General features: G+C 64.6%; 13 protein-coding genes. 8 read left to right on the top strand and 5 right to left on the bottom strand.

Annotated features, from left to right (window positions below; all coding sequences use genetic code 11):
• The first annotated feature begins 1 nt into the window (after position 1).
• The 5 genes from M9955_22870 to M9955_22850 are packed head-to-tail and all read left to right on the top strand — an operon-like array spanning position 2 to position 5,592.
• Positions 2-271, top strand: a complete 270-nt coding sequence (locus M9955_22870) for a sarcosine oxidase subunit delta (GenBank protein ID MCO5084485.1) — start codon at positions 2-4, stop codon at positions 269-271.
• Positions 264-3,119, top strand: coding sequence for a 2Fe-2S iron-sulfur cluster-binding protein (locus M9955_22865; GenBank protein MCO5084484.1), 2,856 nt, complete (start codon positions 264-266; stop codon positions 3,117-3,119). The genes M9955_22870 and M9955_22865 overlap by 8 nt, the downstream gene beginning before the upstream one ends.
• 3 nt (positions 3,120-3,122) lie before the next feature.
• Positions 3,123-3,764 (top strand): hypothetical protein, encoded by a 642-nt coding sequence (locus tag M9955_22860; GenBank protein MCO5084483.1) that lies wholly within the window; start codon positions 3,123-3,125, stop codon positions 3,762-3,764.
• Entirely contained in the window at positions 3,712-4,617 is a 906-nt protein-coding gene (locus M9955_22855) for a dihydrodipicolinate synthase family protein (GenBank protein MCO5084482.1), read from the top strand. The genes M9955_22860 and M9955_22855 overlap by 53 nt, the downstream gene beginning before the upstream one ends.
• A gap of 6 nt (positions 4,618-4,623) precedes the next feature.
• On the top strand, positions 4,624-5,592 hold the full coding sequence (locus tag M9955_22850) for a D-2-hydroxyacid dehydrogenase (protein MCO5084481.1): 969 nt from the start codon (positions 4,624-4,626) through the stop codon (positions 5,590-5,592).
• A 14-nt stretch (positions 5,593-5,606) separates the two neighbouring features.
• Here M9955_22850 and M9955_22845 read toward each other — a convergent pair whose 3' ends face one another.
• From M9955_22845 to ehuB, 5 genes are read right to left on the bottom strand one after another with little or no spacing between them, the layout of a single operon-like run.
• Complete coding sequence (locus tag M9955_22845) at positions 5,607-6,344, bottom strand: GntR family transcriptional regulator (protein ID MCO5084480.1); 738 nt, start codon at positions 6,342-6,344, stop codon at positions 5,607-5,609.
• Entirely contained in the window at positions 6,341-7,105 is a 765-nt protein-coding gene (ehuA, locus tag M9955_22840) for an ectoine/hydroxyectoine ABC transporter ATP-binding protein EhuA (protein ID MCO5084479.1), read from the bottom strand. Before ehuA ends, M9955_22845 begins: the two co-directional genes overlap by 4 nt.
• An 11-nt stretch (positions 7,106-7,116) precedes the next feature.
• Positions 7,117-7,776, bottom strand: a complete 660-nt coding sequence (ehuD, locus tag M9955_22835; protein MCO5084478.1) for an ectoine/hydroxyectoine ABC transporter permease subunit EhuD — start codon at positions 7,774-7,776, stop codon at positions 7,117-7,119.
• Positions 7,773-8,501, bottom strand: coding sequence for an ectoine/hydroxyectoine ABC transporter permease subunit EhuC (gene ehuC, locus M9955_22830; GenBank protein ID MCO5084477.1), 729 nt, complete (start codon positions 8,499-8,501; stop codon positions 7,773-7,775). The genes ehuD and ehuC overlap by 4 nt, the downstream gene beginning before the upstream one ends.
• Before the next feature lie 54 nt (positions 8,502-8,555).
• Entirely contained in the window at positions 8,556-9,413 is an 858-nt protein-coding gene (ehuB, locus tag M9955_22825) for an ectoine/hydroxyectoine ABC transporter substrate-binding protein EhuB (GenBank protein ID MCO5084476.1), read from the bottom strand.
• Positions 9,414-9,659: 246 nt separating this feature from the next.
• Here ehuB and M9955_22820 point away from each other — a divergent pair, with 246 nt between their 5' ends.
• From M9955_22820 to M9955_22810, 3 genes are read left to right on the top strand one after another with little or no spacing between them, the layout of a single operon-like run.
• Positions 9,660-10,838: a M24 family metallopeptidase gene (locus M9955_22820; GenBank protein MCO5084475.1), complete on the top strand. Its 1,179-nt coding sequence runs from the start codon at positions 9,660-9,662 to the stop codon at positions 10,836-10,838.
• A gap of 58 nt (positions 10,839-10,896) precedes the next feature.
• Positions 10,897-12,045 carry a Xaa-Pro peptidase family protein gene (locus M9955_22815; GenBank protein ID MCO5084474.1) on the top strand — a complete coding sequence of 383 codons (1,149 nt, stop codon included), beginning with the start codon at positions 10,897-10,899 and terminating at the stop codon, positions 12,043-12,045.
• Between the two features lie 5 nt (positions 12,046-12,050).
• On the top strand, positions 12,051-13,307 hold the full coding sequence (locus M9955_22810; GenBank protein MCO5084473.1) for a sarcosine oxidase subunit beta family protein: 1,257 nt from the start codon (positions 12,051-12,053) through the stop codon (positions 13,305-13,307).
• Positions 13,308-13,311: the final 4 nt, after the last annotated feature.

Genomic DNA, 13,311 nt, shown 5'->3' with positions numbered 1-13,311 from the left:
CATGAAGCTGCTCACCTGCCCCATGAACGGCCCACGCAACATCGACGAGTTCCAGTCGTTCGGTCCAGTGCGCGATACGCCCGAACCTGACGATACCGCCGACGCCGAGTGGTCGCGACATCTCTTCCGAGCCGAGAATCGCAAAGGCACGGTGGTCGAGTGGTGGCGGCATGTGCCGAGCAACTTCTTCTTCCTCGCCGAACGCGATCTCGTGACCAACGAAATCATCCGTACCTTCGAGGCATCGGGACGCGCCGGCGGTCATGAATAGACTGCCAGAGCCATACGGAAGCCGGATCGATCGCAGGCGCCGCATTCGCTTCACCTTCGAGGGCAAGCCATTTGAAGGCTACGAAGGGGACTGCATCGCCAGCGCGCTTGCCGGAGCAGGGCAATGGTTGCTCTCCCGCTCCTTCAAATACCATCGTCCGCGCGGCGTTCTCAGCATGGCTGCGGCTGAGGCCAATACGCTCGTCCAGTTGCCGTCGGAGCCGAATGTCGCGGCCGACCGCACGCCGATCCGGGAAGGCATGCGGGTCACCGCGCAAAACGTCAACGGCTCGCTTGAACGCGATCGCGACGCAATCATCGACAGGCTGGGCCGCTTTCTGCCGGTCGGCTTCTACTACCGCACCTTCATCGGTCCGCGCCGCGATAGCTGGCTCAAATTCTGGGAACCGATGATCCGCCGCAAGGCCGGGCTCGGCGTGGTGGATACGACAGCCCCGCATCGCCATTTCGACAGATCGCATCTGCACTGCGACGTGCTGGTCGTCGGCGGCGGGCCGGCCGGGCTCGCCGCCGCCATCACCGCCGCCGAAGCCGGCGCGGATGTCGTGCTCTGCGACGAAAACCCGGAGATCGGCGGTTCGCTGACATACGGCCGCCATGATCCTGCGACGCTTTCCGACCTGTCGTCTCGTCTCGCCTCGTTGCCGAACCTGCGCGTATTGACCGGCGCCATCTGCAACGGATGGTACGAGGACAACTGGCTGCCGCTGATCCGGGGCGATTGTCTCTATCGAACCCGCGCCAGCGAGGTGATCCTCGCCACCGGGTCCATCGAACAGCCGGTCGTCTTCCGCAACAATGACCTGCCGGGCATCATGCTGGGCAGCGCGGTGCAGCGCCTGATCCGCCATTACGGCGTGCGGCCAGGCAGCAAGGCCGTCGTGCTTGCAGCCGATGACGACGGCTACCGTGTTGCGCTCGATCTGGCCGACGCGGGCGTAGCGATTGCGCTGGTCGCCGACCCGAGGGGCATCGGCGAGGCCAGTCCGCTCGAAGCGGAGCTGCGATCGAAAGGGATGGCCGTCGAGCGCGGCGCGACGGTCGAAGAGGCCAGAGGGGTCAAAGGCAACAGGCACCTCTCCGGTGTTCGTATCGGCGGACGTTGGATCGACTGCGATCTTCTGGCAGTCTCGATCGGTCAGGTGCCTGCTTGGCAGCTTCCCTGTCAGGCCGGCGCGAAGGTCGGATACGACAACACCACCGGCGCAATGACGCTTGCAATTCCCGATGAATCTGTCCGCTTGGCAGGCGGTGTCGCCGGTCATGACGAACTCGGCGCTACCATCGCGGATGGTCGTCGCGCTGCCAGGGCTGCACTTGCGCAGCTCGGCCATGCCGTCGAATCCGAGCCGGACCCCGAGCCCGCAGCGCCGCGCCCCCGCTATGTTCAGCCAGTCGAGGCGCATCCTAGGGGGCGCGACTTCGTCGATTTCGATGAGGACCTGCAGGTCAAGGACCTTCAGAACGCCGTCAAGGAGGGTTATCGCGAGATCGAGCTCGTCAAGCGCTTCACGACGGTCGGCATGGGGCCGAGCCAAGGCCGGCATTCGGCGTTCGCGACCGCGCGGATCGTGGCGGAGGCGACAGGACGCGCAGTCGGCGACGTCGGCATCACTACCGCCCGCCCTCCCGTCGGACCCGAGACGCTTGGCGTCCTTGCCGGCCATCACGAGCAGCTTGAGCGCCGCACCGCACTGCACGCGCGGCACCTTGCGCTCAATGGCGCGATGAAGCCTATCGGCGCATGGTGGCGACCCTATTTCTATGGCGATCCCGCCGATATGAGCAGGATCGTCCGCGATGAGATCACGGCCGTCCGGCAGGGCGTCGGCCTGCTCGACGTCTCGACGCTCGGCAAGCTGGAAGTGCGGGGGCCGGATGCCGGAGAATTTCTCGATCGCCTCTATACGATGGCGCACGCCAACCAGCCGGTCGGTCGCGTCCGCTACTGCCTGATGCTCAACGAGATGGGCTCGGTCGTCGACGACGGCGTCGCCTATCGCCTGGCGGAAGATCGTTTCTACGTCACCGCGACCACGGGCGCGGGCGCCCGGGTCTATGCGGATATGCTGTTCTGGAACGCGCAATGGCGCCTCAGGATCGACGTGCTCAACCTGACGGGCGCGTTCTCCGGCATCAACCTCACCGGTCCGAAGGCCCGGCTGGTTCTTCAGGCGCTGGAGAGCGACATCGATTTCGACCGCGAGGCATTTCCGTACCTCGCAGGCCGCGAAGGCATCGTTGCCGGCGTTCCTGTACGGATCATGCGTATCGGCTTCACCGGTGAGCTCAGCTACGAACTGCACTGTCCTTCCAGCTATGCTTCGGCGCTGTGGGATGCGGTCATGGCAGCCGGGCAGCTACACGGTCTGCGGCCCTACGGGCTGGAAGCCTCACGCATGTTGCGGCTCGAAAAGGGCCATATCCTGATCGGCCAGGATACCGACGCGATCACCACGCCGGACGAACTCGGTTTCGGCTGGGCGGTTTCCAGGAAGAAGCCGTTCTTCGTCGGCAAGCGCTCCATCGAAATGCGCGCGCGGCTTGGGCAGAAACGCAAGCTCGTGGGCCTGCAGTTTGCGGAAGGCGCCGACGATATTCCCGGCGAGAGCTGCCTCGTGCTGCGCAGTGATGCTCCAGTCGGGCAGATCACCTCGATCGGCTTCTCGCCGACCGTCGGTCGCTATATCGCCCTCGCCTATGTTCACATCGACGATGCCAGTTCCGGCAGCGTTGTAAGCGTCAAATGCCGCAACGGGCGGATTGTGAAAGCTCCCGTCGTCGGCCATGCCTTCTTCGATCCGTCGAACACGCGGCAGGAGATATAGGCGATGGCCGAGCCGCTTCGCATCTTTCCCTTCATGCCCGGTGGTGCCGCTGATGGCGCTACGCTGCCGGCTGGCTCCTTCGCATTGGCAGATATGACCGCGAGCCCCCGCTTCGGCCTGAAAGGCCCCGGCAGCGCCGACTGGCTAGCCGCTCAAGGTGTTTCCCTCCCCTCCGTCAACCGTATCGGCATATATCGAGACACGCGCGTGCTGCGTCTCGGCAAGGAGGATATCGTGTTGCTGGCTGAAGGCGCGGCGGACGCGCTTGCTGCACTCAAGTCGGCGTGGCACCGCGATACAGGCCCGAAAGGATACCTGTCCTGGCGCGAGGAGGGCTGGGCATGGATGCGCCTGTCAGGCCCCGATCTGGAGAAAGGAATGAGGCGGCTCTGCGCACTTGATCTCAGGCGCGCATATTTCGGTTCCGACGAGATTGCGCAAACGCGCGTCGGCCATGTCGAAGCCGTGCTTTTCCGTTCCGGCGATGCATTCGATGTGCTTTTCGATATCACAGCGTCGGCTTTCTTTGTTCGCACCGTGGCGGCTGTCACAAAACATTGCTCACAGGACAATTATAGTTGGAAGGAAACGCATGACCCGTCCCCAAGGCACCATCGCGCCGATCCTGACGCCGTTCGAGAATGACGGTCGCATCGCGCGCGACCTCTGGATTGCGCACGCCAGGTGGGTACTGGATCAGGGCGCGCACTATCTTTCGCCGTTCGGCACCACAGGCGAGGCGCTGTCCGTCTCGCTCAACGAACGCAAGCAGGCGCTTGAATGGCTGGTCGAGGCAGGCATCCCGCCCGATCGCCTGATGCCCGGAACCGGCGTGACCGCCCTGCCCGAAAGCGCCGATCTCACTGCCCATGCCGTCGGGCTCGGCTGCGCGGCGGTGATGGTGCTGCCGTCCTTCTTCTACACCGCCGTCGGCGACAACGGTCAGGCCCGCTACTTCAGCGAGTTGATCGAGCGCGTGGACAATCCTGCCATGCGCATGATCCTGTATCATATTCCCCAGAACTCCGGTGTTCCCGTCAGTCCCGCCCTTGCCGCTCGGCTCAACGAAGCCTTTCCGGAGACGGTGGTGGCGTACAAGGACAGCGCCGGCAACTGGGACAACACGGCCGCCGTGATCGCGGCCGCACCGAAGGTCGCCGTCTTCCCGAGCTCGGAGGCCCAGCTCACCAAAGGCCTTGCAAGCGGCGGCGCCGGCTGTATCTCCGCGACGGTCAACCTCAACGCGGCTGCGATCCGTGCGCTCTATGACGGCGCAATCGCCGGAAGAGACGTCACCGAGGCCGACGCTACGGTCAAGGCATTCCGCAAGGCGGTCCAGGACGCCGGCCTCATCTCATCCATGAAGGCCCTGCTGGCGGTGCGTTCCGGCGACAAGCGCTGGCTCAACCTGCGCGCGCCGCATGAGAACCCAACCGAAGCTGCCGGCGAAGCTCTGCTCGCGACGCTGGGCAGCCTGGCCGACCATATTCGGTTCTAGGCCGGCATGTCGAAGGCGCCGTCCGTCATACTGCACACGGACCGGCCCGAGCCGGGTCTCGCGATATTGCGCGAGACCCACCCCGACCTCTCCGTGCGCGCTTGCGAGACATATGCGGAACTGCCGAGCATGATCGAGCGCATGGCGGCGGAAGTCGTCTATTCCGTCCGTTTCGACGGAACGCCACGCTTTCCGCGGCAGTCTCTCGTCGAGAGCCCGACCGTGAAATGGGTGTCGGTCGGAGGCTCCGGCACCGATCATCTGGGACTATGGGACCCTTCCGGACTGACCGTCACGAACGCGGCGGGAGTCGCAGCCGACATGCTGGCGGAATATGCGTTGGGCGCGATGCTGTCCTTTTCGCTCGATCTGCGTGGTTTCACGCGCCGCCAGCAGGCGCGGCAATGGGCGGCAGGGCGCGTCGAACCGATCGAGGGAAAGACTGTTCTGATCGTCGGCCTGGGCAAGACGGGCGAAGCCGTGGCGCGGCGCGCTCACGCGATGGGCATGAAGACGCTCGGCATCCGTGCCCGTCCGCAACCGATGCCGGACCTCGACGAGGTCCACGGCCCCGACGCCCTCCTTGCCTTGCTGCGACGCGCGGATTTCGTGGTCTGCTGCGTGCCGCTTCTACCGAACACGCGCGGTCTGATCGGGAGCGCAGCGTTCGCAGCGATGAAGCTTTCCGCCGTCCTGATCGACATTTCGCGCGGCGGCGTGGTCGATGAGGCAGCACTCCTTTCGGCGCTCGATACCGGACGGCTCAAGGGCGCGGCGCTTGACGTGTTCGCGACCGAGCCGCTGCCGGCGGACCATCCCCTGTGGGCTTGCGAGAACGTCATCGTCACGCCCCATTGCGCATCCGTCTACGACGGCTGGGACCTTAAGGCAGTCCGCATGTTCGCCGACAATCTGACGCGCTGGCGGAACGGCCAGCCGCTCCTGAACGTGGTGGACCCGGAACGCGGCTATTGAATGCGTGGGCGCAATTACAACGTCCTGCGCGCCTTATCCGCAACTTCTTCGCCGCGATGGAGCATCATGCGCCGGAAGCTCATGGAGATATGGGCTCGTCTTATATGCCCGATCGACTCCCAATCGTTGATTTCAGCGGCCGCAAGCGTCTCCATCATCTCCCGGCGGAAGGCGGTGAACTCCTCGACCAGCCCGAGTTGCGGCATCATTTTGAGGACAACGCGCGCCACCTGGAAATAGAGCCGTTCGCTGATGTCCCGCAGCGGTTGGTTTCCGGTCATCGCGCTGAGCTCTTGGAAGAAATCCATGTTGAGACGCAGGAAAGCGCGCTGATCGGGATTGCGCATTTCAGTGTCGCAACGCCTGATCAAAGTCCGGATACGCTCGAGATCGGTCGCCGTGCGCGGGATCGGGGAGAGCTTCCCCATCAATTCCGCCAGTTCGAGGCGCAGATGGTAGACCTGCTGGAGTTCCTCGATGTCGACGTCCGTGACGATCGTGCCGACGCCGTGGAGGGACTGGACGAGACCCTCGGATTCCAGACGCGCCAGGACGCGCCGCACCGGCGTGCGGCTGGTCTGGAATTCCTGCGCGAGCTCTTCTTCCGAAAGACGGCTGCCGGGCGGATATTCGAGCAGGCAGATGCGGTCCCGCAAGACAAGATAGATGCGTTCGTACCGTTCACGTGCGGTAAGGGGACGTGACGGCTCCGCCGCAGCTTGTTCGGCTACCGAATCCAGTTCAAGGGTCATCCAGCCTCCAGGACCGCGCGCAGGAACTGTCGCGTCCGTTCATTCTTCGGAGCCCCGAACAGCTCGTTCGGAGGCCCCTGTTCGCAGATCTTACCTTCATAGAAGAAGCAGACGCGATCGGAAAACTCCTTTGCGAAGCCCATCTGATGGGTAACCATCAGCATCGTCAGATCGTGCTCGCGCCCGATCTGCCTTATGACCTGCAGCACTTCGCCGACCAGTTCCGGGTCCAGCGCGGAGGTGACCTCGTCGAAGAGCATGATCTTCGGCCGCATGGCAAGCGCGCGGGCGATGGCCACGCGCTGCTGCTGTCCGCCGGAAAGCTGGGCGGGGTAGTGCCCCTTCTTCTGGGCGAGCCCGACCATTTCGAGAAGCTCGGCCGCGCGCGCCTCCGCATCCGCCCGCTTCATACCGAGCACGGTCATCGGCGCTTCGATGCAGTTGGCCATCGCGGTCATGTGCGGGAACAGGTTGAAGGACTGGAAGACCATGCCGATCTTGGCGCGGATGCGGCGGATATGGGCATGGTTCGCCGGCACGAGCCGGTTCTTTTGCTCCATATGCGTCAGCGGTTCGCCCTCGATCCAGATGACGCCGTCATTGATGGTCTCCAGAGTCATCAGCATACGCAGCACGGTCGTCTTTCCCGAACCGGAAGGGCCGATGATCGACACTTTCTCGCCACGCGCGATGTCGAGGTCGAGACCGTCGAGCACCGTGAAGTTGCCGTAGCGCTTCGAGACCTTGTCGAAACGGACCATGGGCTGTTCGGTCATCGCGTGGTCCTCCGGTTGAGCATGCGTTCAAGGACGCGGATTCCCGTCGCGGACACAAGGCTCATCAACAGAAAGAAGGCGCCGACCAGGGTGATCGGCTCCGTGTAGCGAAACGTCTCCGAGCCGATGATCTTGGCCGTCTGCATCAATTCCAGCACGGCAATCGCGGAAAGCAGCGGCGTTTCCTTGAATAGCGCCACCAGGTAGTTGCCGAGCGCCGGAACGATCGGCGGGATCACCTGCGGGATGATGATGTCCTTGAAGGTCGTCCACTGCGAAAGGTTAAGGGCAATGGAAGCCTCCCACTGCCCGCGCGGGATGTTGTCGAAGCCGGAGCGGTACACCTCAGAGCAATAGGCCGCGTAGTGGATTCCGATTGCCAGCACGCCCGCCGTGAACGCTTCGAGCACGAGGCCGAATTTCGGCAGCACAAAATAGAGAAAGAAGATCTGGATCAGCAGAGGGGTGGACCGGATCAGCTCGACCAGCACCGACACGACTATGTCGGACCTCGGCATGGCAATGCGAATGATGGCCAACACCAGCCCGAGCACGGCCGCCAGAATGAAGCCGAGGATCGTCGCCTCGACCGTGATGATCGCGGCACGCGCGAGTTGCGGCAGGATTTCGAAGGCGAATGCCCAGTCCCAGATCATGCCGCCCTCCCCCTGGCAAGGCCGACCGCGGCGCGCTGTTCGAGCAGGCGCATGCCGATCGTGATCACCAGCGACATCGCCAGATAGATCAGAAGCACCAGCGTGAAGATCGGAATTGTTCTCAGCGTGGTCTGGTTCATCTGCTGCGCCCTGAAGGCGAGATCCGAAAGCGTGATCAGCGACACGAGCGACGTCGCCTTCAGCAGTTCGATGAACAGATTGCCCCAGGGAGGGATCATGGCGATGAACGCCTGCGGCAGGATGATCCGCCGCAGCATCTGGCCGCGGCTCATGTTGAGCGCCGTCGCGGCCTCCCACTGGCCACGGGAAACCGAGAGGATCGCACCGCGCACCACCTCCGAACCGTAGGCTCCGACATTGAGGCCGAGAGCCAGCACGGCGACTATGAAGGCATCGATCAGGATGCCGAACTGCGGCAGGACGAAGAACAGCCAGAAGAGCTGGACGAGCGCCGAGGTGCCGCGGAATATCTCGACATAAACCGTTGCCAGCCAACGCAGCGGCAATACGCCATAGAGACGCGCGAGCGCGGCAAGCACGCCCATCACCACGGCCAGCACGCTGCCGAGGATCGCGATCTTGAACGTCAGCCACGCCCCCTGCAGCAAGCCGGGCATGAACACGGCGTAGTCAGCCTGCAGCGACAGCAGGCCTATGGCGGCGAGCGACGCCGCCAGCATTGCAAACAGTGTGCCGATTCCCATCTGCCTCTCCGAAAATGGGAGGCGGCGCCTTTGCGCCGCCGATAGTCGGGGAGACTATTCTCCGGCGCAGAGTTCCGCAGTCGTCTTGTTGGGCAGGTAGTCCTTGCCGAAGCCAAACGGCTCGACCAGCGCGATGTGCTCCGGCGAGCCGAGGAAGGCCTTGAGTTCGGCGTCGAACGCCTGCTGCAGATCGGTGTCTTCCTTGCGGAAGCCGAAGCCGCCATGACCCTTCACGGATTTGCCGGCGACCTCGCCGAACGGCGTCGTCGATTCCACGCCCTCGGCCTTGCTGGCCATGTCGGCGATGGAGAGCGCCGTCAGCGCAGCCGCATCCGCGCGGCCGGACTGCACGGCGGCGACGAGGCTGGACTGATCGGGCAGGATCACGAGTTGGCCATCCGAAACCCCGGCCTCCTTGGCGTAGCCGCCCTCGACCGCTCCGGCCATCACGGCGAGCTTGAGGTCGGAATTCGCCGCGAAGGTCGAATAGTCCTTAACGCCCTTCGGATTGCCGGCCGGCACGAGCATCGCCTGCCCGATGCCGTAGGACGGCTCGGAGAAGGCGATTTCGGCGCAACGCTTCGGGTTGATGAACATGCCGGCGGCGATGACGTCGAAGCGGCCGGCCTTCAGGCCGGGAATGAGCGAGCCGAACTCCGTCAGCACACCGTCGACCTGCGGTATCCCGAGTTTGGCCAACACCGCTTTCGCGACTTCCGGCGCCTCTCCGGTCAGCTTGCCGTCGGGCGTCGCGTAGCCGAACGGCGCCTCGTTGGCGAAACCGACGCGGATATAGCCGTCGGCCCTGGCGCGCTCGAGCGTCGACTGGGCCTGGGCCGGCAGCGCCATGAATGCTGTGGTTGCGGTGAGCGCCAGCATGGCAGCCGCGCGCGCGACTGTGCGGCGGGACATTGGTGACCTGAACATATGTTCCCCTTTTCGTTTCGATGACGACATCGATCAGGGATGCGCTTCGGCACATCCCATATCAAGACGTATACAACTGACCTAGACACATCGCAAGCGATATCGTAATACCTGTCAAAATTGCTTGTTTTACGTTGTGCTTTTTTGATTTACGTCTCTAGTTGTGCACATGTTGGGAAGAGCTCGCCACAGCGGTGATCTCGCGCCCAACCGGAAGGAGGGTGGATTCCGATGAGCGCCGGCAGGTTCGAAGAGGCTGAGTATGCGCGACGGCTCGCCGACGTGAAGGCGCGCATGGTCGATGCCGGCTTCGATCTCATCGTCTGCCAGGACCCCGCCAACATGTGTTGGCTGACCGGCTATGACGGCTGGTCTTTCTACGTCCCGCAATGCGTGCTCGTGCATCTGGAGGAAGATCGCCCGATCTGGTTCGGTCGGACGCAGGACGCCGCCAGTGCCCGCATGACGACCGGCCTGCCCGAAACGAGCATCGTGCCATTCTCGGAGCGGCTCGTGCAGCATCCGGTCGAGCATCCCTACGACGAGCTCGCCGGGTTCGTCCGCGCACGGGGCTGGGAGAATGCCCGCATCGGCGTCGAGATGGATGCGCACTACTATACCGCCCGCTGCCATGCCCATCTGATCGCCGGCCTGCCCGACGCCCGCTTTGCCAGCAACCATGATCTCGTCAACTGGGCGCGGCTGGTGAAGTCCGAAGCGGAACTGGCTCTGATCCGCGAGGCTGGCGCGATCTGCAGCCATGCCATGAACCGGGCCATCGGCAAGATGCGGCCGGGCGTGCCGCAGAACCACATCGTCGCCGAAATCTATCATGCGCAGATTATGGGTATTCCCGGCGCCGGTGGCGACTATGCCGCGATCTGCCCGCTGGTGCCGGTCGGCGCGGGAACGTCGACGCCGCACCTCACCTGGACCGACGCACCTCTCCCGGACAATGGGCTCGCCATCATCGAGATCGCCGGTGTGCGCCGGCGCTACCACGCCGCGCTGACGCGCACCGTGCATTTCGGCGAGCCGCCCCAACTCTATCGCGACACCGCAAGGGCCATTGTCGAGGCCGTCGATGCCGGCCTCGAAAAGGCCCGGCCCGGTCATACCGCCGAAGAGGTCGAAGCGGCATGGCAGGCGGTGCTGCGCAGAAATGGCCTCAAGAAGGAAAGCCGCGTCGGCTATCCCGTCGGTCTGGCGTACCCGCCCGACTGGGGCGAACGCACGGTAAGCCTCAGACCCGGCGACAGGACCGAGTTGCAGCCCGGCATGTGCTTTCATTTCATGGCCGGCGTCTGGTTCGACAGCTACGGAATCGCGATCTCCGAATCCTTCGTCGTGACGGATCGCGGCGGCGAACGGCTCTGCGACGTCGCCCGCGATTTGATCGTCGTCGACTGACCCGAGGCGGCCGCGAGATGCAAAACTCCGAATCCCACCGATATCACGAGACCGCCTGATGGACCGCAATCCCTTTTCCGATGCCGAGATCGACGGCCGCCTGTCGCGCGTGCGCGAAAGGATCGCGGCCCAAGAGCTCGAGGCCGCGGTCTTCGCTTCGCCAGAGAACATCTTCTATCTGACCGGCCTCGATCATTGGGGCTACTTCGCGCCGCACCTGCTGATCGTGCCGCTCGACGGGAGGCCGGTGCTGGTCACCCGCGCCATGGAGCGGGTGACCATCGAGAAACAGGTGCGCGCGGCCGAATTCCGCGGCCACTCCGACAGCGAGACGGCGGCAGATCTCGCCGCCCGCGCACTCGTCGAACTCGGGCTCGCCGGCAAGCGGATTGGCCTCGAATATTGGACCTCGGGCCTCAGCCACGGTCTGGCGCTCAGGCTCGAAGGGCAGTTTCCGGCCCGCTGGGAGGACATTTCGAACCTCGTCGATGCAATGCGGCGCGTGAAAAGCCCGGAGGAGCAGGCATTGATGCGCCGCGCCGCCGCCGTCACCGATGCAGCGGCGGGCGCAGCGATCGCGGCGATCCGCGACGGCGCCGCCGAGCAGGAAGTTGCCGCCGAATGCGTGGCTGCGATGATCAGGGCCGGCGGCCATGCACCGGGGTTCGGACCGTTCATTCGCCCGGCGGCGCGGCTCGGCGAGGAGCACACGACCTGGGGCGACGGTGTCTACCGCGCAGGCGAGCCGGTCTTTCTCGAACTGTCGGGCTGCATCTCGCGCTATCACGCCCCGCTCGGGCGGCTCGTCCGCGTCGGCTCGATCAAGGACGAGGACGCGGCGATGGCTGACGTGACGGCCCGTGCCTTCGGCGCCGTGGTGAAGGCGCTGAAACCGGGAGTGAAGGCCCGCGACGTGTACGCGGCCTGGCAGGCGATCGTGGACGAGGCCGGCCTTTCCCATTACCGGCGCCATCACTGCGGCTATCTGGTCGGCGTCGGCCAGCCGCCGTCATGGACCGGCGGCAATTCGGTCACCGGGCTGCGGCACGATTCCGATCTCGTCATCGAAACCGGCATGAGCTTCCACATCCTTTCCTGGCTGATGGGCACGGGACGCGGCGACGATTTCGTTTCCAACACCGTGCTGCTCACCGAGGTCGGCGCGGAAGTTCTCACCCGCACGTCCGGCGGCCCGATCATCAGGTAGGCATCGTGGCACGCTACTCGGCTCTTTCCCTCCTGCTGAACGGACTTGCCGGACATGGGCGCTGGCAGCGCGCCTGGCGTGCGCCGGAACCGAAGCGCGCCTATGACGTCGTCATCGTCGGTGGCGGCGGACATGGGCTGGCGACCGCCTTCTACCTCGCCGAGAACCACGGCATCCGCAACGTTGCCGTGCTGGAAAAGGGCTATGTTGGCGGCGGCAATGTCGGCCGCAACACGACCATCGTCCGCTCGAATTACCTGCTCGACGGCAATACCCAGTTCTACGAATTCTCGATGAATCTGTGGGAAGGCATGTCGCGGGCGCTGAACTTCAACGTCATGTTCTCGCAGCGCGGACAGATCGTCACCGCCCATTCGGCCGATCAGCTCGACGGCTTCAGCCATCGCGCCAACATCATGCGGTTGAACGGAATAGACGCCGAAATCCTCGATCGCGACGAGGTCCGCCGTCTCGTTCCCTATCTCGACTTCTCGGAAACCGCGCGCTTTCCGATCCACGGCGCAATCCTTCAAGGTCGCGCCGGCACCGCGCGCCACGACGCGGTCGCCTGGGGCTATGCGCGCGCCGCCGACGGCCACGGTGTCGACATCATCCAGAACTGCGAGGTGACCGGCTTCCTGCGCGAGGGCGAGCGCATCGTCGGCGTCGAGACGACGCGAGGCGCGATCGCCGCCCGCAGGGTGGGGCTTGCCGTCGCCGGCCATACCTCCGTGCTCGGCCGGAAGGCCGGGCTGGAGCTGCCGATCGAAAGCCACGTGCTGCAGGCCTTCGTCACCGAGCCGCTGAAGCCGATGGTGGACCATGTCGTCGCCTACGGGGCGGATCATTTCTACGTCAGCCAGTCGGACAAGGGCGGGCTGGTCTTCGGCGGCAACCTCGACGGCTACAACTCCTACGCCCAGCGCGGCAATCTCGGCGTGGTGCGCGAGGTGGCGGAGGCGGCGATCGCGCTGATGCCGTGCATCTCGCGGGTGCGGCTGTTGCGCCACTGGGGCGGCGTGATGGACATGACGCCGGACGCAAGTCCGATCATCTGCCCGACGCCGGTCGACGGCCTCTACCTCAACGGCGGCTGGTGCTACGGCGGCTTCAAGGCGACACCCGCCTCCGGATGGTGTTTTGCCCACACCATCGCCACCGGCAAGGCGCATCCGCTTGTAGCCGCTTACGGGCTCGACCGCTTCCGCACGGGCGCCATGCTCGACGAGGCCGGAGCCGGCCCCTTCGCCTGGCTGCAATAGGAGC

The sequence above is a fragment of the Rhizobiaceae bacterium genome (genome assembly GCA_023953845.1).
In the GTDB taxonomy this organism is placed as follows: Bacteria; Pseudomonadota; Alphaproteobacteria; order Rhizobiales; family Rhizobiaceae; genus Arvimicrobium.
Note: the sequence above shows the minus strand (reverse complement) of the source record. Positions and strands in the feature narration are given on the sequence as shown.